This window comes from Haloarchaeobius litoreus, from assembly GCF_024495425.1.
Lineage (GTDB): Archaea > Halobacteriota > Halobacteria > Halobacteriales > Natrialbaceae > Haloarchaeobius > Haloarchaeobius litoreus.
The window spans coordinates 1,026,476-1,051,925 of sequence record NZ_JANHJR010000003.1 but is presented as its reverse complement, the minus strand read 5'-3'; the positions used below and the strand labels follow the sequence as shown (position 1 = coordinate 1,051,925).

Here is a 25,450-nt window from a genome sequence, read left to right as displayed (position 1 = left end):
CTGCATACTGTCGGAGCTGGTGAGATGTCCGGCGTTGAGTCCAATTAAACCGCAGGCTCCTCCGGTTGTAGTGCTCCCCCGCCAATTCCTTTAAGTTTCATCCTTGCGGACGTACTTCCCAGGCGGCTCACTTCACGGCTTCCCTACGGCACAGCACTGGCTCGTAGCCAGTGCCACACCTAGTGAGCATCGTTTACAGCTGGGACTACCCGGGTATCTAATCCGGTTCGTGACCCCAGCTTTCGTCCCTCACTGTCGGATCCGTCTTCCTGAGGCGCTTTCGCCACCGGTGGTCCGTCCAGGATTACGGGATTTCACTCCTACCCCAGACGTACCCCTCAGGTCTTCCGGTCCCAAGCCGATTGGTTTCCGCCGGACGCCTGCTCGTTGAGCGAGCAGATTTCCCGACGGACCCTCTCGGCCAGCTACGGACGCTTTAGGCCCAATAATATCGGTCATCACTCGAGCTGCCGGTGTTACCGCGGCGGCTGGCACCGGTCTTGCCCAGCTCTTATTCCTGTACCACCCTACGGTACAGAAAAGCGAGGGCTCTATGCCCTCGCACTTGGAGTTCCCTTATCGCACTGTCGTGCAGTGTAAAGTTTTCGCGCCTGCTGCGCCCCGTAGGGCCCGGTATCTTGTCTCAGATACCGTCTCCGGGCTCTTGCTCTCACAACCCGTACCGATTATTGGCACGGTGGGCCGTTACCCCACCGTCTACCTAATCGGCCGCAGCCACATCCTATGGCGCCGTAGCATTTCGGGCTCAACCCAGTTCCAGGGAGAGAGCCGTATGAACTATTAGCCTCAGTTTCCCGAGGTTATCGTTCTCCATAGGGTAGTTTGGCCACGTGTTACTGAGCTATCTGCTACGAATATGAATTCGTGCAACTAGCATGGCTAAATCGAACTCCAATAGCAATGACCTCCGGCAGGATCAACCGGAATGCTCCCGAGCGTAAGCTCGGGGGGCTTGGCGGGTGCACCGCGTGAACGGTGCATCCATATCACATTGCGTGGTCCGAGTCCGGTGAGCCAATCGGCATGGCCGATCGAGCGTCACCGAACTACCAAGGCTAACATCAGATTCCATCGTGTACGGCGGACCGCAGGGGTGGAATCCTCATTTCCTTACGGACCTGAACATTGTCGAGAAGACATCTTAAACCCATCGGAGTCGTTCTCCGAGGGCGGCCCCTCGAACGTTGGTCCGTGACTGAGGCACGAGTTGAACGTGCCCCAAATCGCGTCGTCTTTCGCGTTCGTATCCGAATGCCCTGTGACGTATAAGGGCGTCGGTTCGTGCCAACGCCGACGTGGATGTCGGCGGGCGGTTGCATTAGTATCGGAGGCCTCGTGTAGTACATAAGGCCTTCGAACCGAGGCGAACCGTCGCCCGGAGAGCACCGGAGACGTTCCTGCCTCCGAGCCGGATCGCGGCCGGAGGGAGTGGCGCGTCGCGCCACGTCGTTTGCATTCTATCGAAGAGCGATGATACACTTAAGGCCGTCGAACCATCGGCGGCGTGTGAACCGCATGACGTGAGACTGGTTATCGTGCTCGGTGCCCGTTACAGAACGATGTCGCGCGGGCGGAGGCCGACCGGTCATCCCTCGCGTGTGCGTCCGGTCTGGTCGGGATAGAACCGCGCACCCTCCACTCGACGCTCCGCCCACAAACGCCTTTCGAGCCTGCGGGCTACTCGCTCGTGGTCCGGATCAAATAGGGTAGTTTGTTCCACACGTGCGAACGCACGTGCGAGTGAGGAAGTGGCGACTCAGTCCTCGAGGTGGTCGATGCCTTTCTTCGAGACGTTCGCCTCCGTGATCTCCTCGGGCATCCAGTCGGGTTTGTCGTCGGGAGCCGTCTCGTTCCAGGCCCAGCCGTCGTAGATGTGTACCTTGTCGGTTCCTTTCTCGCGGAGTCGGATCTCGGTGCGGTCCGCGTCGTCCTCGCTCGGCGCGGGATCGAGTCGGCGGGCGGCCTTCAGTGCGGCCTGCCGTGGGGTGTTGCCTGAGAAGACGCTCTCCTCACCACTGTCCTCGCGCAGCGCGAAGTTTCGCTTACCATCTTCACGTACCATGATTGTCCCTCCATGCTCATTGAGCGCATGCCCCACCATAAATATATCCCCAAAAACGGGGGACGGCGACGATGTGTTTATAAATGATGCCCGGTTCGGGGGTGGATTTCGTCGTTCGAACGCCCGATTTTCGCCGGTTTTACCCCACCGAAACTCTCGCCCGCGGTGGTCTGTGGCGTCGAGACGTAGAAAACACTTAAGTACATCCTATGGCGAACACACGAGATAGACTACCGCGATGGTACGGAAAAAGAAGTTGAGCCCGAGTGGCGCCAAAGACGAGAACGGCGAATACCACAACGTCCACATCAACCTCCACGAAGACGAGCTCGCAGTTGCAGGCATGGACATCGGCGACGAGGTGTTCGTCCGCGTGCGCGAGGACAAGATAATCATCCAGAAGGCAGACCAAGACGAAGTCGAACACGAGTTCTAACGCCGTACCATCCCCACGGCTGTTTCGGGAGATTTACCCGCAGCCGCGCCGCTTCCCGACGTATGGACGCGTACGATGTCGCGAGACCGCTGCTGTTCCGTCTTGACGCCGAGACCGCCCACGAGACCGTCCACCGGGGCCTGTCGGCTGTCCAGGGGACGCCGGTCGAGCGACTGCTCGCGCGTCGCTACACCGTCGACGACGACAGGCTGGCCGTCGGGGCGTTCGGTCAGTCGTTCCCGAACCCCGTCGGCGTCGCCGCGGGCTTCGACAAGAACGCCGAGGTTCCGCGTGCGGTCGCCGCCCTCGGCTTCGGCCACGTCGAGGTCGGAGGCGTCACCGCCGAGGCACAGCCGGGGAATCCCCGCCCACGCATGTTCCGCCTCCCGAGCGACCGCGCGATCATCAACCGCATGGGGCTGAACAACCAGGGCGCGGACCGCGTCGGTCGGCGGCTCCACGAGTCCGACCTGCCGGACGTGCCCGTGGGCGTCAACCTCGCGAAGTCCGAACACACGCCCACCGAGGAGGCACCCGCGGACTACCGCTACACCTACGAGCGCGTCGGCGACGCCGCGGACTTCTGCGTCGTCAACGTCTCCTGCCCGAACTCGGAGGGCTTTCGCGACCTCCAGAACCGCGACGAGATGGCGGCCATCCTCGGCGAGCTGGTCGACGCCGGCGCGGACCCCCTCCTCGTGAAGCTCTCGCCGGACCTGCCCGACCCCGCCGTCGAGACCGCACTCGACCTCGTCGACGAGTTGGGCCTCGACGGTGTCGTCGCCACGAACACCACGACCGACCGGCCGGACTCGCTCACGCACGCGAACGCGGACGAGACGGGCGGGCTCTCCGGCGCACCCATCGAGGAGCGCGCCACGGAGATGGTCCGCTTCGTCGCCGAGCGCGTCGACGTCCCCGTCGTCGGCGTCGGCGGTGTCGCCTCCGCGGAGGGCGCCTACCGGAAGATCCGCGCCGGGGCCTCCCTCGTCCAGCTCTACACCGCGCTCGTCTACGAGGGGCCCTGCCTCGCCCGCGACATCAACGAGGGCCTGCTCGACCTGCTGGAACGCGACGGCTTCGACTCCGTGGAAGACGCCGTCGGCGCTGACCTCTAAACTAGCTTGCGACGATTTCTGAGCTATCCACGTGGCGCGCGACTGGCGAGACTGCGCGAGCGGTGCGCGGTTCGGAGCGAGCGCTAGCGAGTGAGAACCGCGACTGCGAACGGGGAGCGTGCGACCCGTGAGCGACAGCGAGCGCGTCGAGCCATTCCGTGCGAGGGATGAGCGAGGGAGCCTGCGAGCGAACGGGGGCTCGTCGGACCGCAGCTCCGACGGTGGGATTGAAAGGGGCTGCTCGCTCGACGAACCCGGACCCAACAAGCACCGGAGCGGAGCGAGGAGCGCAGTTGTGGTCCCGGGAGTCGAGCGAGCAGGGGCTTTCTGGGCGTCGTCGTCACCAGCAGTTCCCATAACCGAAACCAGTCCATCGAACCAAACGACAGAAATCGCGACAAGAGAGACGAGTTACTTCAGCGCATCGAGCCGGAACTCGAACGCGACGACCGGAAGCTCCAGATCGTGTTCCACGAGCACGGCCGGATGCAGCTCACCCACCACTCCAACCTCCGCATCGTCCATCACGACCGACGCTGTCCGTCCGTCGATGAACGACGGGTGCTCGGTCGGCGGCGTCGACAGCTCCACGTCGAAGTCCCGCGCGAGTGCCTGCAACACGGCCTTGGCGTCCTCGTAGGAGGCGTCGTGGCGGGCGAGCGCACCGGCGACGGTGTGGCGTTCGCCGACGTAGGTGTCCTCGGCTGCGTCGTACTCCGCTGCGAAGCCGACCTCGGCGATGTCCTGCGGGTACGAGCGGTGGGTGTTGTTCTCCAGCACCATCGCGAGCGACGGGAGCGCCCACGACCGGACCATGGTGTAGTCCTCGCTGTAGGGCTCGGTGATGGTGACGGGCTCGCCCGCGCCGACGCAGTCGTGCTCGTCGGGGTGGACGCGCATCCGCTCGTAGTTCTCTTCCTCGTTGGTCATGTGGAAGTTGAGCAGGTCGGTGAAGCCCAGTCCCACGAGCTGGTCGCGCACGGCGTCTTCGAGGTTGGAGCGGTCGTGACGCCCCCCGACGGTGCCGACCTCGGGGTACTGGGGCTCCAGCTCGTTGAAGCCGTACGCGCGGCCCACGTCGTCGACGAGGTCGAGCGGGTGGAGCACGTCGACGCGGTACGGCGGCACGTCGACCCGATAGGTGAGCTCGCCGTCCTCCGTCTCCTCGGTGGTGGCGTCGAGCCCGGACCGTTCGAGCAGATCGACGACCTCGTCGGGGTCCAGGTCGACGCCGAGCAGGCCCTCGATGCGGTCGTGCGTGACGTGCTTCTCGCTGGTCGAGAGGGCCGGCCGCACGAGGTCGACGCCGGGGTCGACCCGTTCGATACTCTCGTCCGCGTAGACCGGGTCGTCGGGGTAGTCGACGGTGACCTCCTCGACGGTCGCGCCGCGGGCGTCGAGCGCGTAGCAGACGATGTTCAGCATCTTGTCGATGGTCCACTGGTCGGTGCCGGTCATCTCGACGAACAGGTCCCGCGACTCCGTGCTGACCTCGGTCCGGCGGCCGTTGATGACCGGCGGGAACGAGAACAGCCCGATGTCGTCGTAGATGGCGGGGTAGCGCTCGTAGTCGGCGACGATGTCGGCGTACTCCTTCCCGGTCTGGTGCTCGGTGAGCACCTCGCCCGGGGTCAGCTCCCGGTCGCTGTCGAGCGGGACGAACCGGTCCCCGTCGGGCTCGACGCCGACGTACTGGATGCTGTTGCCGCCACCCTCGCTGGCCAGCTTGCCCTTCAGCATCGTCAGGTCGTGGATACCGATGGCACCCTTGACGCGCTTGCGACCCATGGTCGCGTGGAGCTTCTCCTGCAGCTGGATGAGCGAGTCGAGCGCGGCCTCGTCGAGGCTCACGTCGCGGATGACCGCGCCGGTGACGAACGGCCGCTCGTCGGGCACCGACGCGTCGACCTCGATGGTCCAGTCGGCGTCGTTCGTGTTCGGCACGTAGACGCCGCGGTCGTCGCCGTACTGGTAGCGCAGGCTGCGCGCGACGCCCTCGACGCTCAGGCGGTCGAGCCGGTCGGGAGCGAACTCGAGCTGGAACTCGCCCTCCTCCGTCTCGCCCTCGAACTCCAGCCCGAGGCCGAACAGGTCGTCCTTCAGCTCCTCGTCGTCCTTCTCGTCGTGGCCGGTGAGCCGGCGCAGCTCGTCGGGATTCACGTCGACGACGGGCATCAGTGCACCACCTCCTCGGTCCGCAGGAAGTCGAGGTCCACGAGCGTCCCGTGCACGTCGCGGATGTCCTCGAAGCCGTGGGTGAGCATCAGCAGGCGCTCCAGCGCGAGCCCCCAGGCCATCACGTCGCAGTCGACGCCGAGCGGGCGGAGCACCTCCTCGCGGAAGATGCCCGAGTTACCGATCTCGACGATCTCGCCCGTCTCGGGGTGCTCGCCGAACAGCTCGAAGCTCGGCTCCGTGTACGGGTTGTAGTGGGGCTTGAACTCCAGGTCGGTGATGCCGAACTGCTCGTAGAACTCCGTGAACGTGCCCATCAGGTCGCGCACCGAGAGGTCCTCGGCCATCACCCAGCCCTCGATCTGGAAGAACTCCAGCAGGTGGGTCGCGTCGAGCGTGTCGTTCCGGTACACCTTCTCCACCGAGAAGTACCGTTGCGGCGGCTCCAGCTCGCCCTCGGCGTGGCCCGACAGGTAGCGCATCGACAGCGAGGTGGTGTGCCCGCGCAGGTCGACGCCCCGGGCCACGTCTTCGGTCCACGGCGAGTGGTAGCCATCGCCGTCCGGGCCGACGCCGTTGCGGTGGGCGTCCTCGACCCGGTCGACGAGGTCCGCAGGGAGGTCCTGCATCGGCGGCACGTCCAGCGCGAACTGGTCCCAGTGCGTGCGCGCGGGGTGGTCCTGTGGCATGAACAGGCAGTCGTTGATCCAGAACTCCGCGTCGGCGTGGGGGCCCTCCATCTCCTTGAAACCCATCCCGACGAGGGTGTCCTTCACCCTGTCTGCGGTCTGGCGCAGGATGTGCTTCTTGCCGCCGTAGCGCGTCTCCGCGTCGGCCTCGACGTTGTACTCGGCGAACTCGACGTCCTGCCACTCGCCGCTCGTGAGCAGTTCGGGTGTGAGCTGGCCGACGGTCTCCGCCGCCTCGACGCCTTCCATCAGCACGGTCACGCCCTCGTCAGTCAGCGTGACCAGCCGCTCGGTCGACTCCGAGACGGTGACGAGGTCGCGGCTCACCAGCTGCTCGCGCACCGACGCCTCGATGTCGCCGGCGTCCACGCGCCCGTCGGCGAGCGCGGCCAGCACCGTCGCCTCCCCGTCCGCGTCGGGGTCGGCGTCCGGGTCCGCCGTCAGCTCGCCCGCGTCGATCCGTCCGTAGCCCTTCCGGGCGTAGTTCGCCAGCGCGATGTCGACCGCACCGCCCTCCAGCCCGGACGCCCCGATGACCTGTCCCATCGAGACGGGCTCGTCGGTCGCCCCGACCTCGACGGCCGCCCGGTAGAGCCGGACCTCCGGCAGCCCCGACTCGACGTACGTCTCACCTTCGTCGGTGAGTGCGACTCGCTCCTCGGTTCGCTCCTCGACCGTGAGGAGGCCGCTGTCCTGTAGCTCGAACACCGCGCCGACGACCGTCTCGGGCTTCTCCCCGAGCTCGTCGGCCAGCGCAGACACCGACCTCGCGTCGGTGGCGCTCGCGGCTTCGAGCACCGAAACCTGTGTCCCTGGTAGTTGCATTGGTGGTGGATGCTCGCGTCTCTCAGTTAGCTATTCCGGACGAGCGCGCGATTTCGTCGGCCGACGGCGGATTGGTCGCCGTCCGCCGAGTCCGCCGCGCTCACGCCAGCGCAAAAAAGCCGAACCCCAGGGTGTCGCGACGACCGCGCTTGCCTGCGATACCTCGATGGCGGGATTCGGCTGCCATGCTCCCTCGTTTCTGTTAGTCGGGCAAAAGCCTTCGGTCAGCGTGTGAGTTCGTTTGTGTCGGGCGACTATCCGATAGGCGCAGGACACTCTGGAACCGCGAACAGCCAGAAAGCCCCGGCGGGCTACACTCCCGCGCCTCGCTGCGCTCCTCGTTCCTGCGGTGCTTGCTTCGCCGAGATTCGTGTAGCCCGCCGCCCCTTTCAGTCCCACCCGACAGCGACCGCACCGCACCTCATACCTCCCCAGCCTCCTGCGGTGCTCGTTCCTGCGCTCCTCGTCCCTCGCACGAGTGTCTGCTCGCGGCCTCGCAAGGCTCGGCACGCTCGCCAGCCGCGCGCCACCCGGCTGACCGGGGAGCTACAGAAAGCATTCGCTCCAGAAGGCAAGAACGACCAGAACCACCGAATTGAATCTACAGCCGGTCGAGCACGGCCTCGCGGTCGTACTCCAGCGTCAGCTCCCGCGACCGGCCACGACCCTCGACCTCGGCGTACTCCGTCTCGACGATGCCGAGGTCGTCGAGCTTGTTGACGATCTCCGAGTAGCGGGTGTAGCCCAGTCCGGTGCGCTCGTGGAATATTTCGTACACGTCGCCGGCGCGTTCGCCCTCGCACTCGGCGATGACCTCGACGAGCGCGAGTTCGGACTCGCTCAGGCCCTCCAGCGAGCGTCGGAGGTGGACGTACTTCGACTTCTCGTAGGCCGCCTTCACGTCCTGCTCCTCGACGGTGCGGGATGCGCGCATCTCGGCGTGGAGGCCGGCGCGGCGGAGCAGGTCGATGCCGACGCGGAGGTCGCCGGTCTCGGCGGTGAACTCGGCGACGAGGTCGAGGATCGGGGCCGGGATCACGTCGTCCTGGAAGCCGCGTTTGACGCGCTCGCGGAGGATCTCGACGATCTCGCCCTCGTCGTACGGCGGGAAGTAGATGTCCTCGGGCCGGAAGACGGACTGCACCCGTGAGTCGAGCTCGTCCATCACGTTCAGGTTCGGGTCCGAGGAGACGACGATGACGCCGATGCGCGCGCCGGAGTGCTCCTCGTGGGCCCGGAGCAGCGAGTACAGCGTATCTGAGGCCTCGCTCTCGTAGAACAGGTAGTTCACGTCGTCGAGCGCGACGACGAGCACCTCGTCCTCGTCGACGAGTCGCTCCGTGACCTGCGAGAACAGCTTCTTGAACGAGATGCCCGAGGCGGGCGGCTCGTAGTCGAACATCCCCTCGAACAGCCGGGAGAACACCGAGTAGCGCGTCGCGTTCATCTGGCAGTTCACCCGGACGGTGCGCACGTCGCTGGTCTCCGCCTGGAGCTCCGAGAAGAGCTTCTGGACGGCCGTGGTCTTCCCGGTGCCAGGCGGGCCGCGGACGACGGCGTTGAGAGGACGGGACCCCCGGACGGCGGGGCGGAGGACGTACTGCAGGCTCTGAGTCTGGGTCTCGCGATGTTTGAACGTCTCGGGGACGTAGTCGATCTCGAACACCCGCTCGTTGCGGAAGACGGACTCGTCCCAGCCCAACATTCCCTCGTCTGGAGGGTCCTCAGCCATCACTTTCACCACGCTACGCTGAGTACTTAGTCCTTCGGCAGACTCGCGTCAGACGGCCGAAAATGGTCGCGACGGTTCTGCCCGGTTTCCCTGCCCGGTTCAGTGCATCTCCTGGATGCCGCTTTTGATGTCGCCCTCGTTCATCGACATCCCGTGGACGTTCTGGGCGTGCTCTCTGACCATCGACACGATCTCGCCCTCGTCCTCGGAGTGTATCTCGAACGCACAGCCCTCCTGGCTACAACCGAATGATTTCGCCATGGATCCGGCTACGCGAGCGGGCCACTTCGACATGAACCACCTAGCTGGCGGGTAACGACGGCTGACTCGCCAGGACACCGATAAGTCGACGTTACCACCGTCTCCGTAGCCCCCTCACTCGAACTTCTCCAGCAGCCGGTCGTAGAACGCGCCCTCGGACTCGCCGGCGAGCTTCTCGACGATGAGCTCAGGCGTCGAGCGCGCGAGGTGGTCCTTCACGGGCGAGCGGTTCACGACGAGCTCGCCGTCGACCAGCCCGACCGCCTCGATGCCGTCGACAGTGACGGAGAAGTTCGCCGTCTCACGTATCTCGCCCGCGAGGTGGGAGACGAACACCGCCGACGCGCCGTTCTCCTCCAGCGCTTCGAGGATGCCCGCGATGATCTTGGCCGACGCCCCCGGCTCCGTGATCGACTCCAGCTCGTCGACGAGCACCAGCGAGTCCGCGCCGCCGTCGGCCACGTCGGCGAACTCCCGAACCGTGGACTCGAACGCGCCCGCGTCGAGGGTCCCCTGGGTCTTCGCGTGGTAGTGCAGCGCCGAGAACCGCTGGAGCCGCACCGACTTCGCGGGGACGGGCAACCCCATCTGTGCGAGGACGACCACGCTCGCCACGAGGTCGAGCGTCGAGGTCTTGCCGCCGGAGTTCACCCCGGACAGGAGCGCGACGCCGTCGATGCCGTAGTCCACCGGGTCGACCTCGTCGTGGGTCACGTCGAGCAGGAGCGACCGGCCACCCTCGATCTCGATACCCGAGCCGTCGAAGGCGGGGAGCGTGCAGTCGTAGTCCGCGGCGAAGCGCGCGACCGCGAGCTCCACGTCGAGCTCGAGCGCCGCCCCCACGAGCGCCTCCGCGTCGGCGCGCCGGTCCGCCAGCTCGTCGGCCAGTTCGCGCTTCAGCCGGGTCTCGCGCCGCTCCTTCGCGGCGTTCACGTCCTCGCGGAGCCGCGAGACCACCGACTCCTCGTGCTCGACGGGGTACGTCGGTTCGTCGCCGAAGGCTCGCCGGGCGACCTCGGCCTCGCCCGCGTCCAGATCGAGGCTCTCGACGAGGTGGTCCCGCGCGGCGTCGACGGCCGCTGCGTACTCGTCGGCGAGTTCGCGAGAGAGGAGCGAGTCGACCCCGGCCCCGCGCTCGACCAGCGAGAGCAGGTCCGCGCCCTCGATGGTCACGTCGCGCTCCTCGATGGCCTCCCGCAGCCGGTCGTTCGCCACGCTCTCGGCCATCCCGACCGCCGCGTCGAGGTCGTCGAGCGCGGTCGCGAGCCGGTCGACCTCCTCGTCGCCCGCGATGCCGCCGTCCTCGGCCAGCCCCGAGAGCGCCGATTCCAGGTCGTCGAGGTCGCAGGGCGCGTCCAGCCCCGCGGCGCGATGCACCGCGATGGCCGCCCGGATGCGGTCGCGGTTCGTCGCGAAGAACGCCAGCGCACGCTCCGGCACGACCTCGACGGGGTCCGACAGCGTGTCGGGCTCGACCCGCACGTCCCCTTCGACCTCGACGCCGGCGAACGTCTCGTCCAGCGCGACGACGGTCGAGTAGCCCCGCGCGAGGTCGGCCAGCCCGCGTGCGTCGTCGACGACCTCGACCGGGAGCTCCGGAATCGCCTCCCGGGCCCGCGCGTACGTCTCGCCGTCGGTCGTCGCCAGACAGCGGTCCCGGACCGACACGTCCCGGGGCTCCTGCAGGGGTTCGACGCCCGCCAGCGCGTCGAGCACCCCCTCCGAAACCTCGCGGTCCATCGCGCACTCGGTGAACGCGCGTACCTCGTCGATGCGCGACCGCGCCGCGCTCGGGTAGAACGTCTCCATCCGCTTGGCCCCGTAGTCGGTCACGGTCCGGGCCTGCAGCTCGCCGAGCAGCTCCCGGTACACCTCGCGGGCGCGGTCCGTCGCGAGGAAGCCGCCCGGGTCGTCGTGTTCGGTCCGGATGGCCGCCCGCGCGATGCGGGCCGCCCTCCCCTCGGAGACGCCCGGCGCACGCGAGAGCGTCGCCACGTCACCCGCCCGTAACGCCGCCTCGGGGTCGTCGAGTTCGGCCAGCGCGTCGGCCGTCTTCGCGCCGACGCCCGGTATCGCCGACAGTTCCATCGGGTTCCCCTATCCGCGGCTAGGCGAAAAAGCTCCCGCCGACTTCGCACCGACGCCGGTATCGCCGACACTCCCGCGAGCGAACGGCGCGGGTCGGAACGAGCGAAGCGAGTGAGAACCGCGCCATGAGTGAGTGGGAGGCCGTCGGAACGCGAGGTCGAGCCTGCGAGACCGAGCGCTCCGACGAGCGTTCCATCGGCCTCCTCTATCCGCGGCTAGGCGAAAAAGCTCCCGCCGCCGACGCCCGGTATCGCCGACACTCCGGCGAACGCGGGAGAGTGCCGAGACCACGCAGACGTTTCATCCCGGAGTCCGAACTGTCGACCATGCACGCGAACACCGTCCGCGAGGCGTTCCCCGAACTCGACGCCATCCAGGATGACGACCTCAGGGCCGGCGTCGTCGAGGCCTGGGCGACCACGATGGACGACCACGGCGTCACCGACCTCGCGGCGGTCCCCTGGTTCCCACCGGCCCAACGCGATCTCGGCCTCGACGACGAGTACCTGGTCGAGCACGTCCGCGAGGTCACGGCCTGCGCACTCGCCCTCGCCGAGAGCCTGCTCGACCACCGCGACGTCAACCTGTCGCTCGACACCGTCGTCGCGGGGGCGCTCGTCCACGACGTGAGCAAGCTCGCCGAGTTCGACGGGATGGACGCGACGCCGGTGTCCGACCTCCTCGGGCACCCCCACTACGGCGTCCACCTCGTCGCGCGGGCCGGGCTGCCGGTCGAACTCGCCCACATCGTCCTCTCGCACACCCACCGGACGACCGTCGAACCGGCGACGCTGGAGGCGGTCATCGTCGCCCACGCCGACACCGTCGCGGCGGCGGCCATCCGCTCGCGCGCGACCGACGACCTCCGGACGGTGTGACCCGCCCGTGTCCCGACGTGTCATACCGCCGGGACCCTTTTTGAATGCAGCCCTGTCTCTCCGCCGATGACCGACGCCAGCCTCGATACAACGGACCTCGAAGCATACCTCGCGACCGAGCTGGACGCCGAGATCGCGGCCGTCGGGACGCTCTCGGACGGGCTCAACCTCGTCCTCGCGGTGTCGACACCCGAGACGGAGTACGTCCTGCGGCGGCCCAACAAACTCCGCGACAGGCAGTACATCAACGCGCTCCACGACGAGTACGGCGTGATGGAACGGCTCCACGACACGCCCCTCCCGACGCCGGAGCCGGTGCTGTACTGCGACGACCCGTCGATACTGGACGGCGCGTTCTTCGTCATCCCACGCGTGCCGGGCGAAGTCGTCCCCCTCGGCTCGGACCTGCCCGAACGGTTCCGACATCCGGCGGCGAGACGACAGCTCGCCCACACGCTGGTCGACACCCTCGCAGACGTCCACGCGCTCGACCCCGAGCAGTTCGAGGGCGTGTGCGACCGCCGAACCCCGCGCGAGCAGGTCCAGAACGGCCTCGACCGGCTCGACGAGGCCACGGCGGTGACCGGCCGCGAGTTCGACCGGCTCCGGGCCCTCGGCGAGTGGCTCGTCGGGAACGCGCCCGAAGACCCGGAGACGACGCTCGTCCACGGCGACTTCCGCCCCGGAAACGTCCTGTTCGCGGGCGAGGAGACGCCGGAGATAACCGGCGTCCTCGACTGGGAGGCGGCGCTGCTCGGCGATCCGCTCACCGAGCTCGGCTACCTCCTGCTGCGCTGGGGCGACGCGGACGACCCGACACCGTCGCTCGACGCCATCGCGGAGCGCTACCCCGAGCACGAGCGGACAGTCGCACACCTCCGCGAGCTGAACGAACGCGGGCTCGCGCCGTTCACGACCGACCCCGGAAGCCCAACCCGGCGAGAGCTGGTCGACCGGTACGAGGAGCGGACAGGTCGGACGTTCAAGCACGAGCGATTCTACCGGGTGCAGGCGGCGTTCTCGCTCGCGTCGGTCTGGGTGGATCTGCACCGCTACCGGGTCGAACACGACGAGGACTCCGATTTCGAGCCGTTCATCGACCACATGACGCTGCTCGCGGAGGGCGTCGTCGACGGCGAACGGCCGCTGTAGAACGGATTCCGGCGACGGGCGAACGCTTATACCGTTCGTCTGTCAGCGATAGGTCATGCCAACCGTACAGGCGGACTCACACCGTGGACGAGTGTGTCAGGCGTTGTCGACGCGAGACTGGATGGATTGCCACGACGTCGCGAACGAAATCGGGTACTCCACCGGTGGGGCCTCGAGCGTCCTCTCCGATCTGGCAAGAGCGGACTACGTCGAACGAAAAACCGTCGAGGGACGCGGCTCGGTGCAGTACGAGTATCGATTGAAGTCGAACGTCAGCGTCCAGTAACGGCTCTGAAGACGAACCGGGTCAGACCGCGACCGTCGCGTTCGCGTCCGTCCCGTTCCACCGCGCCGACCCCTCGGCCGGCCACTCGTCGTCGTCGCCGGCGAGCTCGTCGTGGTCGACGGCGTAGATGGTCACCTTGTCGTTCTCGAAGGCGACCGAGATGCCGTCGTGGTGGTGGAACTGCCGGATGTCACCGCCGTACAGCTCGTTGGCGCGGGGGCCGACGTAGATGTACCGCACGTCGTGCTCGCGGAGCGCGCTGGTCGCGTTCGCCCAGGTGCCGGTGTAGATGTCGTCGACCTGCTCCATGCGGTGGAGGTACGCCTCGCCCCCGCGATAGTTGACCTGGTGGTCCCAGCCGAGCACCGTCGGCAGGCCGGTCAGCGTCGCGGCCGGCGTGATCCAGTCGTACTCGACGTAGATGTGTTCGGGGTCGTCGGGCACCGGCGTGTCGACGGGTTCGACGATGACGGGGCGACCCTCGCGGTCGTCGAGCCAGTGGATGGCCTCGATCTCCTCGGCCTTCCAGCGCTCGTGGGTCGCGAGGCCGTCGATGGTCGCCGGCGCGTCGTCGTCGTACGGCGTTTTCACCTCGTCGGCGAACGCCAGCGCGACGAACGGCGTGCTCGTGAGGACGACGCCGATGGCGAGGACGGCGATGCCGAGCGTCGCGAGAGACGACCGTGCCGGGGAGCCGCCGTCGGCCGCCGCCGTCGTGTCGGCGTGGGTGTGCGGACCGGCGTCGTCCGCCTGTGCCCCCGGTCCGGCGTCGTCGACGCCAGCCGTCTCCGGCATGTCCGCGTCGGCCGTGGACTCGCTCGCGAGCGCGTCCCAGGCCTCCGAGAGCACGAGTGCGGTGATGCCCCCTGCCCCGGCGGCGGCGAGCGTCCAGCCCTGTACCGCCACCTTCAGCGTCGTGTTCCAGCGCGGCAGGTCGTACGGCGCGACGCGGGCGTGGAGCACCTCGAACGAGAGCAGGAGTCCGACGCCCGCGACGACGAGCACGCCCTCGAAGCCGGCCCGGTCGGTTCGGACGAGCCACCACATACCGAGCAGGATGGGGCCGACGACCGCGAACACCGCGAAGTCGAGCACGTGGACGAGCACCGCGCCGACGGCGAGGAGACCGACCGCGCCGCCGACGGACGCCCACGTCGGCAGCGCGCGGATCTCGGGCCAGCTCCGGTAGAGGACGAAGCCGGCGAACAGCGCCACGATGCCGCCGTAGATGACGAGGAACGGCGCGAGCCCGGTTCTCGGGGGAAGGAAGCCGATGCCGTCGTTCGTCGGCACGTGTCCGAATATCAGGAACGGCGAGGCGAGCGCGACGCCGAGGACACCCACGAGCGCGGCGAACACCCCCGCGAGGACTACCCGCCACGTCTCGGCGGCGAGCCGACGACCGAGCGCGGAGCCGGGCGCAGTGTCGGGCGTCCCGTCCTCCGCCGGCTCGGCAGCCGCCGAAACCGCGGGCTCGTAGTGGAGGCGCTCGCCGAGCGCGCCGGGCAGCAGCGTCGCCGGGTGTGCGTCGGCGGCGGCCATCGCGAGCCACGCGAGTCCGACCGCGGTCGGGAGCGACCAGGTGTTCATGAAGCCGAAGACGCCCGCGATGAGTCCGATACCGCCGTAGACGAGGCCGAGCCGCCGGAGCCGGTGCTCGGCGGGGGTGAGGTAGTACGCCAGCGCGAGCGCGGCGGCGACGAGGATGTAGCCGTTCGCGAGCGCGTGGCCGTGGAGGTCGGACTTGATGAACGAGTACAGCGGGAACTCCTGGAGCGTACCGGGGACGACGTAGCGGGTGAACCACCAGCCCCAGCTGTCCATGTGGCCGCCCTCCTGGATGGCGGCCCGCATCGCCTGGTCCATCGTCTCGATGCCGTCGTCGCCGATGTAGAAGCGTCGGGCGACGAAGCCGAACGCGGGCTGGCCGTACTCGACGGCCACATCGATGGGGAGCGCACCGAACACCAGCCGGACGAACGTCGTGAGCGCGCCCGCGATGGCGACGAAGAAGACGCCGAACGCGCCGCCGAGGCGGTACGAACGGTCCTTGAGCGAGGTGACCGTGCCGACCAGCCCGTAGGCGGCGACGACGAGCATCGCGTAGAACGCCGGGATGCCGAGGTTGAACGCGTACCGGGCGGGCGTGTCGGTGAGCATCGCCATCATGGCGACCTGCATCTGCGTGCCGTAGTAGTACCGCAGGGGTTCGCCGGCGAACCAGAAGTCCTCCGGTGGGAGCGAGCCGGCCCGGAGCAGCGACTTCACCAGTCCGAAGTGGAGGAACTGCTCGCCGCCGACGGGCGTGATACCGGCGTTGTACGCGCGGAACGCGGTCAGGAACAGGAAGCCCAGCGTGAAGACGACGTAGCTGCCGGCGACGCCGCGCCAGTCCGGCTCGACGCCACGGTGGAGGACGATTCCGGAGACGACGACGACGACGAGCAGGCTGGCGAACACGGTGAGAGAGCCGAACGTCGCCTGGCCGAGCCAGAACACGAGGAGGACGGTCGGGAGCAGTGCGGCGGGAATCGCGAACGCGGCCCCGCGCCGGGGGAACTGGCGGAAGACCACCGCTGCAAGGGGGGCACCGATGACGGCGAGGGCGGCGAACACGAGGAGCCACTTCGCGACGATGAACACCTCGAACATACGTACGAACGCACCGCCCATCCGGCGTAAACCTTCTGGAGTCCGCAGTCGGGTAGCCGGCTCCTACTCCCGGTAGTCGGTGTCGCCGTCACAGACCACGACCGGGCCGTCTTCGGTCAGTCGCACCTCCGACACCGCACAGTTGCCCTGGTCGTGCTCGGTGAGTGCGGTGACGATGTCCTGCCCGCGGAGGTGGCCGAGAAGGACGTACAGCGGGCCACCGTGGGTGACCACCGCGACCGTCCCACCATCGGGGACCTCGGCGACGAGCCGGTTCCACGCATCGAGCACGCGCTCGCGTGCCGTGAGCAGGGACTCGCCGCCCTCGGGGTCGGTCCGTGCCGCCTCGACGCCGATCTTGTGGACCGCGAACTCCGGGTGCCCCTCGAACAACGTCTCGTAGGAGAGCCCCTGATACACCCCGAAACTCCGCTCCCGCCAGCCGCGGTCGTAGTCGACCGGACAGGCGACGTGCCGGGCGACGAGCCGCGCCGTCTCGCGGGTCCGCCGGAGGTCCGAGGCGACCAGCCGGTCCACGTCGTAGCTGTCCGCGAGGTGCGTGCCCAGCCGCCGGGCCTGTTCGCGCCCCGTGTCGGTCAACGAGGTCGGTGCCCAGCCCTGGATGCGCCGCTCGCGGTTCCACGTCGTCTCGCCGTGGCGTGCCAGCACCACCGTCGCGTCGTCGGCGACCGACTCCATACTGGATGGTCGTCGGCCGCAGAGAAGTGTGTACCGACTCTCCCTCGTGGGGTCTCAGGCGTCGTCGCCGTCGTCGGTGCTGCTCCGCCAGCGCGCGACGAACAGTCCCGCCTCGAAGAGGACGACGAGCCCGACGACCAGGCCACCGGCCTGGACCTCGGTCAGCGTCACCCGCTCGACGAGTTCGACCGCGCGCGGCTCGGGGGTGCCGAGGTAGCCGACGGCGATGGCACCCAGCCACACCGGGACGCGCGTCGCCTGGACGGTGTCCCACGCCCGGAGGCTCCCGATGTAGTTCTTGTTCACGTAGGCGACCAGCTCGAACACGAAGACGATGGCCGCTCCCAGCAGCAGCGACGTGGCGTCACCGAGCCCGAGCGTCGCCAGCGCGTCGGTCACCGCGGGCGGGAGGTCGCCGTAGTACCCCGTCGGGATGGGCCACGGACCGAGCGTGTAGCCGACCAGCCCGGCCAGCACGTACACCTTCGGGCGGCTGTTCCGGAGCTCCGCGACCGTCGGCACGGGCGAGGTCTCACGCGTCCACTTCAGCAGCAGCAGCGTCCCCTCGAACAGCCCGATCATCGACGCGGCGACGATGAACGGTGCGACACCGGTCGGGTCGGGCGAGAACAGGAACGAGATACCCATGAACGCGCCCCAGAACAGCAGCCGGCGGTCCTGGAGCCACTGCCGGGTCGTGATTCCCATCATGATGGCGAGCATGATGAGCAGCGGAATCTGGAAGACGATGGCCTGGAACGCCATCAGCGTGATGATGAGGTTGAACGTGTCCGAGAGCGCGAACGCGATGTTCGCAGAGCCCTCCGTGTAGTAGAGGAAGTACTCGAACAGCGCCGGGAGGACGAGGAAGTACGCGAAGGCCATCCCCGCGACCGCGAGCACGAGGCTCACCGGAACGGACGCGAGGTAGTAGCGGCGCTCCTTGGGGTAGAGCCCGGGACGCATGAACAGGTAGGACTCGTAGACGAACAGCGGGAGCGCGACGACGATGCCCGCCAGGCTCGCCACCTTGATCTTCGTCAGGATGAACTCGAGCGGCGAGTACACGTGCGGGCGGGTTATCTCCGTCGTCGTCGGCAGCAGGTCGTACCACATCGTCGTGATGATCTGCTCGGAGGCCGGGATGGCGAGCGCGCTCGCCGCTGCCGCCGCGAGCAGGACGATGCCCAGCCGGCGGACCATCTCCTCGATGTGGACCGCCAGCGGCAGCTCCTCGTCGTCCGGTGGCCCCTCGAACTCCTCGTCGTCGTCGAACGGGTCGCCCGGTTCGCCGGGCGTCGTCGGGTTCTCGCCGATGGCCTCGCTCGGCCGGGTGGCACCGGCGGCGTGGCCGACCGGCACGTCCTCGCCGCCGTCGGCCTCGCTCGGGAGACCGTCGCCGTCGTCGTCCGCCGGCGTGGGGTCGTGCGGGCCCATGTGTATGTCGTCGCCGGTCGCCGGCGACTCGACCGGGACGTCGGCCGGCTCGTCCGGAGCGTCGTCGGCCGCCTCTCGCACCGATCTGGCGGCTGCCTCCTCAACCGACTCCACGGGCTCGTCGTCCGCGGAATCATCGGCGGGGTCGCCACCGGGGAGGTCGGGTTCGCGTGGCGGCTGCTCGTCGTCCTTCGAGAGCCCCGTATCGTCCGGATCCTCCGGCATCTACCAGAGGTAGAAGTCGCGCGCGTTATAGACCTTTTCTTACCCCCGTCGGCGACTCGGAGAAGAAGATTGATGTGAAAGAGGTGGAAAGCTACCCCAACGAATGAGTTCCGTCATCGGTGAGGACACCGCCCGAAGCATCAACAGCGGGCGGGAGACGGCCGGTGTGATGCTTCGAACGCTCCAGAAGCATCTCCAGAAGGTGTTCATCGTGTTCCTCGTCGGGATGATCGGGACCATCTACTCGCTTCGCCTGTTCATCTGGGATTTCCTCCAGCAGAACACCAAACAGCGGATGCCGCCCGACATCGCCCTGCAGGTCGACGTCATCGCCCGGACGCCGTTCGACGTCATCCTGCTCCAGTTCAAGATCGGGGTCATCGTCGGCGCGCTGCTCGCGCTGCCGCTCCTGCTCTACTTCGCGAAGGACTCGCTGGCCCAGCGGGGCTTCCAGCCCGACGTGCCGCTGTCGCGCTGGCAGATCGGCGGCATCGTCGGGGCGGTGTTCATCCTGTTCATCCTCGGCGTCATCTACGCGTACGTCGTCTTCTTCCCGTTCATGTTCGAGTTCCTGGCGACGAACGCGGTGAACGCGTCCATCAAGCCCAGCTACGACATCACGATGTGGACCGAGTTCATCGTGTTCCTCACGTTCTCGTTCGGGCTCGCCGCCCAGCTCCCGCTCATGATGTCGTCGCTCTCCTACGTCGAGCTCGTCTCCTACGAGTTCTGGCGTGACAACTGGCGCTACGCGTTCCTCATCATCTTCGTCTTCGGCGCGCTGTTCTCCCCGCCGGACCCGTTCACCCAGATCATGTGGGCCATCCCGCTCATCTCGCTGTACGTGCTGAGCCTGGGCTTCTCGAAGGTCGTCACGAACCTGAACCGCGCCGGCGGCTCTGGGCCGAACGCACCAGACCAGAACCTGCTCCGGAAGCGGATGCTACAGTTCGTCGGCATCGCCGTCGCCTCGGCGGCCGGCACCGCCACCTTCTTCGCCAGCGAGGGGACGCAGATCGTCTCCGAGCAGCTGTTCCCGGCCATCCCGTCGATGGTCCGTCCCGGCCCGCTCTTCCCGACGAGCGACCCGCTCTCGCTGTTTGTCGTCGGTCTCCAGGGCGCGTTCGTCATCGCGGGCTCGGCGCTGGTCATCTACACCATCAACATGCTCCGCCTGCCGGTCGTCCCGAAGGGCGGGACCCGGCCGGGCGACCCCACGTCCATCGACGTCGGCCAGCTCGACGCCGCGGGCGTCCGGGCGGCCCCGCCCGAGGTGTTCGCGGAGATGAGCGAGGAGGAGGCCGTCGGCTACGCCCGCGAGGCGATGGACGCCGACGAACCCGACAAGGCCGAGGCGGTGCTGGACCGCTTCGACGAGGCGGAGGCGGCCCGTGAGGCGGAGGAAGCCGCCGAGCAGGCTGCCCAGGACGAGCCGAAGTCACTCGCCGACCCCACCAGCATGGGGATGGAGCGCGAGAGCCACGAGAACTACGTCGAGGACGAGGAGGAGGAGGGTGGCTTCCTCTCGCGGACCACCGCCGGCATGGTCGACCCGTTCACCGAGGACGAGACGACCGAGGATGACATCGGCGGCTACTACTACGACGTGATGTTCATCTTCGAGTCGATCACCTCGAAGCTGTTCCGCGTCGTCGGCCTGTTCATGGTCGTCATGTTCGGCAGCTTCTACTGGCTGTACACGGGCGGCCTGGGCGACATCAAGCGGAACTTCATCAAGCGCATCCCGCCGGCCGTCCGTGGCGACCCCGCGGCCGTCGGCTTCGACACGGCGTTCGAGGCGGGGAAGCCGCTCATGGACGCGATGACCGTCGCGCCGGGCGTCTCGCAGGCCCCGTCGAGCGGCCCCGCCAACCCGGGAGCCGTCGCCAGCGGCCAGCCCTACTCGGAGATCGTCGCCAGCATGGGTGGCCCGAGCGAGGTCGGCCTCATCGTCGCGCTACACCCCGTCGAGGCGCTCATCTTCGAGGTGAAGGTGAGCTTCCTGTTCGGCGTCGCCGCCGCACTCCCGGTGTTCATGTACTACGCCTGGCCAGCGATGAAGGAGCGCGGAATCGTCTCGACCGGCGAGAACTCGACGTTCCTCGTCTGGGGCGCCGCGCTGTTCGTCGGCTTCGCCATCGGGAGCGTGCTCGGCTACTTCCTCGTCGCGCCGACCATCATCTCCTACCTGGTCGCCGACGCCATCCAGGCCGACATGGTCATCTCCTACCGCCTGAAGAGCTTCTTCTGGCTCATCTTCTTCACCACCCTCGGTATCGGCATCTTCATCGACATCGTCGTCACGATGCTGCTGTTCCACTGGGGCAACATCGTGAAGTACCGGACGTTCCGGGAGTTCTGGCGGCCCATCGTCGTGAGCATCTTCCTCGCGGCGGCGCTGTTCTCGCCGTCGGGCGTCCTGACGATGTTGGTCCTCTCCATCCCCATCGCCCTCGCGTACCTGCTCGGCCTCGGCCTGCTCAGTATCGTGACCGTCCCCTGGCGGCTCCGCGGTGGTGGCGGTGGTGGCGGTCGCGGCGAGCCCGAGGAGCCGGCCGCCGACGAGGCGGCCTGATAGGTCGCTCCCGACGCCGATCCGCACTCGCAACTCGTTCGCGTCGTCTCGGTCGACGACGCTGTTGGAGTCGATCGCACGACCTCATCGTGATAGGGACGATTCACGGGGAGCGGACCGGGCGAGTGTCCCCCAACCCTCCTCTGTCACCACGTCACCCGTCTTTCGACGAGCCTTCGAGCGGAAACGGCAGGCGGCGACTGCACGCTCACGCTTCGATCCAGGCCGCGATGTTGGCAGTCGGCGTCGTTCCCCGAGGACAGATGACGGTGCCGGTCCGGTGTCCCCTGGCTGGAACGTGCGTGAAAACCAGCGAGCGCTCGACGCTCCCGCACCGAACCACTACTTCGACCGAACTGAGGCCGGTTTCTCCTTCGTTTTCCAGACTGACTGTCACGCGAATGCTCCCTCCCTGTGGACTGTCGGACGGCAACGGCTCGACGGAGTCGATGGTGGCGGTCGGCTCGGCGGCAGTGGGCGCGACGATTGCCTGCGACGCGATATACCCGAGCAGACCAACGAGCAGGAGGGCGCTGACGATCATGATGCCGGTCTCGAGGAGGTCGCCGCCCGCGATTTCGGTCGCGGTGTCGTCGTCTGTACCGGACGCGTCCGTCTCGGACTGCTCGTCGGGTGTCATCCGAGGATCACGCGTGCGCCGCTTGCGCCGATGGCGGCGGGAAATGCGAGGACGACCGTCCGACGCGTCCAGGTCGCGACCGGTTCGCTCTCGATGCCCCCGAGTGCGACGAGCAACCCGAAGGCGACGAGGAGCCCCACCACGGTGACGATACAGGTCTGGCCGACCTGTCGCCAGCGCGAACGACCCTGAAGCCGTCGGGACTGGCCGCGGAACTCGAGTTCGTAGAGCATCAGATACGTGACACTAACTGTGACGAGGAGGAGCACGCCGACCCGTGTCCAGTCGATCTGTGCGGCGATCAGCCCGATTTCGCCCGTCGGAGCGATGGGGGCAGCGAAGAAGATCGCCCCCAGCGCGAACACGCCGAGGTTCTGCGGGAACCCCGCCTCGGAGAGCTCCTCTTGCTCGCCGCTGAGTAACTCGTTGGCCAGCGCCGCGCCGACCGCGAGCGGGACGACCTGTATCAGCCCCATTCGGACGACGACAGGAAACGGCGTCCGGAGATCGACGACCCCGAGCAGAGCCAGCGTCGCGTACCCGATGAAGAGGCTCTGAAAGACGATCTCGGTGAACTCGACCCAGAGGGGCGACCCGCCGTCCCGACGCAGCCCGGTATCGGTCCCTCCTGACTCGGCGTCCTCGTCGGATCTGAAGCCGACACTGCGCGTGATCAGAACGACCAGCGCGAGGCCGGCGACGACGAACCCGAGCAGGTGGACGGCCGAAATATCGGCAGCCAGCCGCCAGCTCTCGACGGTGTAGGCAAAGGAGATGCCGAGGACCAGGAGCGCGCCCGCCATTCCTCGCCCCTGCTCCCGGAGTTCGACGGCGAGTTCCATTGCCCGAAGGTACCGTCCCGTGGTGAAAATTATAGTGAGGTTACTCCGGCAACGACAGGGTACCGACGCCATCGCACAGAGAGGCTCCGCCGAGGGCGATCTGACGCCGTTCGTTCGCCGGACCGACGTGAACTCCTGTAAGCAGTAACGTTTTAATCGTCCGATTCGCATCTTCGCCAGAGAATACTATGGGAGCAGAACATCACAGCGACCGCAGTACAGCCGTCCGAATAGCCACGTCCGTCTCTGTACGGTGACAGTGGGATGCCCAAGATCAGCGTCGAGATTCCGCAGGAACTGCTCGACGACCTCGACGAGCACGTCGGCGACGACGGGAAGTTCGTCAACCGCTCGGACGCCGTCCGCTCGTCCATCCGGAAGAACCTCGACATCCTCGACGAGATAGACGCCCGTCACGACCGGCTGGAGGACGACGACGAGTAGGAGACGACGCGCGAAGAACGGCGAGAACCAGCTACAGCGGCTTCGCGAAGCCGAAACGGGGCTTCACTTCGGTCACCTCGACCTCGACGGTCTCGCCCTCGTCGGCGCCGTCGACGAACACCGTGAAACCGTCGACCTTGGCGATGCCGTCGCCCTCGCTGCCGACGTCCTCGATGGTCACCTCGATGGTGTCGCCGGGGCGGACGGGCGCGGTCAGCCGGTGCTTGGCGACCAGATACACCTCGGAGGACTCGTCGCGCGACGCTTCGGGCGTGGTCGTCCGGACGTACTGGAACTCGGCCTCGATGTCCTCGCGCAGGTCGTCGAGGTCCTGCCCCTGGAACACCTTCACGGCGAAGTCGCCGCCGGTGTCGAGCACGTCCAGCGCGGTCTCGAACGCCTGCCGGGCGAGGTGGACCGAGCGGGCGTGGTCGAGCTGGTACTCGCCGGTCATGTTCGGGGCCATGTCCGAGAGCACCACGTCGACCTCGTTCCCGGCAGCCTCGCGGACCTGCTCCTTCGTGTCCTCCTCGGTCATGTCGCCGCGGATGGTCTCGACCCGGTCGTCGTACTCCTCGTCGAACGCCTTGATGCGCTGGAAGTCGACGCCGATGACCGTTCCCTGCGAGCCGACCTCTTCGGCGGCGACCTGCAGCCAGCCGCCGGGGGCGGCCCCGAGGTCGACGACCGTGTTGCCCGGGCCGAACAGCCCCTCCTTCCGGTCGAGCTGTTTGAGCTTGTACGCCGCCCGCGAGCGGTACCCCTCCTGTTTCGACTTGTTGTACCAGTGGTCCTTGCGCGCCATGGGTGGTCAGTTGCCTGTTGTAGCCCGCGAGCGCGGTTAGGGCCTTCGTTCCGTGCTCACCGCCCACCCACCTTCTCCGTGACACGGAACTCGCCGGGCGGGTTGAGGATGCCGACGACGGTCCCCATCGAGTGGACGACGGTGACCAGCGGCGCGAGCGGCAGCGCGAGGCTCCACTTCAGCTCGTCCCGGCCGTAGCACTGCAGGCCACGGGCGTACCAGAACAGCGTGAGCAGCCCGAGACCGAACGAGAGGACCATGAACAGCCCGCCGGTGCCGACACCGAGACCCAGCACCGACAGCGGGATGGCGACGAGGGTCACCACCGGCGAGAGCGCCCACGCGAAGTTGCGGATGCGGGTGAGCAGCTGGTAGCGCAGCGGGAGCCCCGTCGCGGCCTCGACGTTGCCTGCAGCCCAGCGACGGCGCTGCTGGGTGATCTCGGAGAGCGACGGCGGGGCCTCGTTCCGGCAGGTCGTCGACGCCAGCTCGTAGCTGAGGTCCTCGACCTGCTGGGCGGCCGCCCAGACGAACGCGGTGTCCTCGACGAGCGTCTCGCGGTCCCAGGTGACCTCCTGCTCGACGGACTCCCGGACCGCGATGCCGCCACCCCACGCGAACAGCGGGATGGAGAGGCGGGCGAACGCGCGTTGCTCGATCTGGACGCCCATCCGGTAGACATCGGCGAGGTACGACAGCACGGAGCCGGTCCGGCGGGGCTGTTCGCGGAGCTGCACCACGTCGGCGTCGGGCAGGCCGTCGAACGACGCCATCTGGCTGTCCTCGTCGAGGTAGAGGACGAACTCGCGGTCGCAGTCGAGCGCGCGGCGTGCCCACTCGATGGCGCGACCCTTCCGGACGGCGTCGCAGTCGAACCCGTCGGGGACGACGTGGACGGTCGCGCCGTCGACGTCGATGTCCGCCTCGGCGACGACGTGGACGTCGTCGAGTTCGGCCGGGAGCGAGTCGACCGTCGCCTGCACGACGGACGCGGCGTCGATGGTGAGGATGCGGACCTGCACGTCGTCGCCGCCGTGGACGGGTTCGGGCGGCTCGTAGTTCGCACCGACGACGTAGGTGAGAACGACCCAGACGAGCGCCGTCAGCGCGAACAGCGTGGTCGTGGCCCACAGCAGCAGTGCCAGCGCGCGCTGCCACTCGACGAGGCCGAGTGTCACCGACGGCACCACCACGGCCAGCGCGGCGAACAGCAGCACCGCGCCGACCGTCGTGAGCGTGATACGTTCTGTATTCATCGTGTCCCCGGCTCGGGCTCACGGCCATATGAACCGCCGAGACGGTCCAGTCGAGTTCGAACCGTTTCGGACGCCGTCTGCGGGTTTGAATGGATTAAACGGTCGAAAGCCGGGGGAGGTGCGACGTTCGGGACGGGCGACCTGACGTTCGA

General features: G+C 67.6%; 20 protein-coding genes and 1 rRNA gene. 7 read left to right on the top strand and 14 right to left on the bottom strand.

What is annotated here, in order from left to right:
- Positions 1-948 (bottom strand): 16S ribosomal RNA (locus NOW55_RS17645); the annotation flags it as partial.
- 829 nt (positions 949-1,777) lie between these two features.
- Positions 1,778-2,083 carry a non-histone chromosomal MC1 family protein gene (locus NOW55_RS17640; protein ID WP_256401424.1) on the bottom strand — a complete coding sequence of 102 codons (306 nt, stop codon included), beginning with the start codon at positions 2,081-2,083 and terminating at the stop codon, positions 1,778-1,780.
- 238 nt (positions 2,084-2,321) lie between these two features.
- On the opposite strand from NOW55_RS17640, the gene NOW55_RS17635 reads away from it, so the two are divergent.
- Both NOW55_RS17635 and NOW55_RS17630 read left to right on the top strand, forming a co-directional pair.
- Positions 2,322-2,519 (top strand): hypothetical protein, encoded by a 198-nt coding sequence (locus tag NOW55_RS17635; protein WP_089730978.1) that lies wholly within the window; start codon positions 2,322-2,324, stop codon positions 2,517-2,519.
- A 62-nt stretch (positions 2,520-2,581) separates the two neighbouring features.
- Positions 2,582-3,637, top strand: a complete 1,056-nt coding sequence (locus tag NOW55_RS17630; protein WP_256401423.1) for a quinone-dependent dihydroorotate dehydrogenase — start codon at positions 2,582-2,584, stop codon at positions 3,635-3,637.
- A gap of 411 nt (positions 3,638-4,048) precedes the next feature.
- On the opposite strand, the gene pheT is transcribed toward NOW55_RS17630, so the two are convergent.
- The 5 genes from pheT to NOW55_RS17605 all read right to left on the bottom strand — a co-directional run bounded on the left by pheT (position 4,049) and on the right by NOW55_RS17605 (position 11,407).
- Positions 4,049-5,812: a phenylalanine--tRNA ligase subunit beta gene (gene pheT, locus NOW55_RS17625; protein ID WP_256401421.1), complete on the bottom strand. Its 1,764-nt coding sequence runs from the start codon at positions 5,810-5,812 to the stop codon at positions 4,049-4,051.
- Positions 5,812-7,326 carry a phenylalanine--tRNA ligase subunit alpha gene (gene pheS, locus NOW55_RS17620; RefSeq protein ID WP_256401420.1) on the bottom strand — a complete coding sequence of 505 codons (1,515 nt, stop codon included), beginning with the start codon at positions 7,324-7,326 and terminating at the stop codon, positions 5,812-5,814. Before pheS ends, pheT begins: the two co-directional genes overlap by 1 nt.
- 601 nt (positions 7,327-7,927) lie before the next feature.
- Positions 7,928-9,058, bottom strand: a complete 1,131-nt coding sequence (locus tag NOW55_RS17615) for an ORC1-type DNA replication protein (RefSeq protein ID WP_256401419.1) — start codon at positions 9,056-9,058, stop codon at positions 7,928-7,930.
- A 99-nt stretch (positions 9,059-9,157) separates the two neighbouring features.
- Positions 9,158-9,319, bottom strand: coding sequence for a DUF1059 domain-containing protein (locus NOW55_RS17610; RefSeq protein ID WP_256401418.1), 162 nt, complete (start codon positions 9,317-9,319; stop codon positions 9,158-9,160).
- 114 nt (positions 9,320-9,433) lie between these two features.
- Positions 9,434-11,407 (bottom strand): MutS-related protein, encoded by a 1,974-nt coding sequence (locus tag NOW55_RS17605; protein ID WP_256401417.1) that lies wholly within the window; start codon positions 11,405-11,407, stop codon positions 9,434-9,436.
- Between the two features lie 326 nt (positions 11,408-11,733).
- Here NOW55_RS17605 and NOW55_RS17600 point away from each other — a divergent pair, with 326 nt between their 5' ends.
- The 3 genes from NOW55_RS17600 to NOW55_RS17590 all read left to right on the top strand — a co-directional run bounded on the left by NOW55_RS17600 (position 11,734) and on the right by NOW55_RS17590 (position 13,723).
- Positions 11,734-12,285 (top strand): HD domain-containing protein, encoded by a 552-nt coding sequence (locus tag NOW55_RS17600; protein ID WP_256401416.1) that lies wholly within the window; start codon positions 11,734-11,736, stop codon positions 12,283-12,285.
- A gap of 66 nt (positions 12,286-12,351) precedes the next feature.
- Positions 12,352-13,437 carry a phosphotransferase family protein gene (locus NOW55_RS17595; RefSeq protein ID WP_256401415.1) on the top strand — a complete coding sequence of 362 codons (1,086 nt, stop codon included), beginning with the start codon at positions 12,352-12,354 and terminating at the stop codon, positions 13,435-13,437.
- 55 nt (positions 13,438-13,492) lie between these two features.
- Positions 13,493-13,723: a hypothetical protein gene (locus NOW55_RS17590; RefSeq protein WP_256401414.1), complete on the top strand. Its 231-nt coding sequence runs from the start codon at positions 13,493-13,495 to the stop codon at positions 13,721-13,723.
- A gap of 21 nt (positions 13,724-13,744) precedes the next feature.
- On the opposite strand, the gene NOW55_RS17585 is transcribed toward NOW55_RS17590, so the two are convergent.
- The 3 genes from NOW55_RS17585 to tatC all read right to left on the bottom strand — a co-directional run bounded on the left by NOW55_RS17585 (position 13,745) and on the right by tatC (position 18,736).
- Positions 13,745-16,375 (bottom strand): DUF2298 domain-containing protein, encoded by a 2,631-nt coding sequence (locus NOW55_RS17585; RefSeq protein ID WP_256401413.1) that lies wholly within the window; start codon positions 16,373-16,375, stop codon positions 13,745-13,747.
- A 63-nt stretch (positions 16,376-16,438) separates the two neighbouring features.
- On the bottom strand, positions 16,439-17,074 hold the full coding sequence (locus NOW55_RS17580; protein WP_256401412.1) for a histidine phosphatase family protein: 636 nt from the start codon (positions 17,072-17,074) through the stop codon (positions 16,439-16,441).
- Positions 17,075-17,128: 54 nt separating this feature from the next.
- Positions 17,129-18,736 (bottom strand): twin-arginine translocase subunit TatC, encoded by a 1,608-nt coding sequence (gene tatC / locus NOW55_RS17575; RefSeq protein WP_256401411.1) that lies wholly within the window; start codon positions 18,734-18,736, stop codon positions 17,129-17,131.
- 103 nt (positions 18,737-18,839) lie between these two features.
- Here tatC and NOW55_RS17570 point away from each other — a divergent pair, with 103 nt between their 5' ends.
- A complete protein-coding gene (locus NOW55_RS17570) occupies positions 18,840-21,311 on the top strand; it encodes a twin-arginine translocase subunit TatC (RefSeq protein WP_256401410.1) in 2,472 nt (823 codons plus the stop codon).
- Positions 21,312-21,519: 208 nt separating this feature from the next.
- Here the strand turns inward: NOW55_RS17570 and NOW55_RS17565 are convergent, their stop codons facing one another.
- On the bottom strand, positions 21,520-21,951 hold the full coding sequence (locus tag NOW55_RS17565; protein WP_256401409.1) for a hypothetical protein: 432 nt from the start codon (positions 21,949-21,951) through the stop codon (positions 21,520-21,522).
- Positions 21,948-22,793, bottom strand: coding sequence for a DUF2391 family protein (locus tag NOW55_RS17560; RefSeq protein ID WP_256401408.1), 846 nt, complete (start codon positions 22,791-22,793; stop codon positions 21,948-21,950). The genes NOW55_RS17565 and NOW55_RS17560 overlap by 4 nt, the downstream gene beginning before the upstream one ends.
- A gap of 264 nt (positions 22,794-23,057) precedes the next feature.
- On the opposite strand from NOW55_RS17560, the gene NOW55_RS17555 reads away from it, so the two are divergent.
- Positions 23,058-23,237, top strand: a complete 180-nt coding sequence (locus NOW55_RS17555) for a ribbon-helix-helix domain-containing protein (RefSeq protein WP_256401407.1) — start codon at positions 23,058-23,060, stop codon at positions 23,235-23,237.
- Positions 23,238-23,268: 31 nt separating this feature from the next.
- Here NOW55_RS17555 and NOW55_RS17550 read toward each other — a convergent pair whose 3' ends face one another.
- Positions 23,269-24,042, bottom strand: coding sequence for a 23S rRNA (uridine(2552)-2'-O)-methyltransferase (locus tag NOW55_RS17550; protein ID WP_256401406.1), 774 nt, complete (start codon positions 24,040-24,042; stop codon positions 23,269-23,271).
- 56 nt (positions 24,043-24,098) lie between these two features.
- The gene (locus NOW55_RS17545) at positions 24,099-25,298 is read right to left on the bottom strand and encodes a glycosyltransferase family 2 protein (protein ID WP_256401405.1); all 1,200 of its coding nucleotides are present in this window, start codon (positions 25,296-25,298) and stop codon (positions 24,099-24,101) included.
- Between the last annotated feature and the right edge of the window lie 152 nt (positions 25,299-25,450).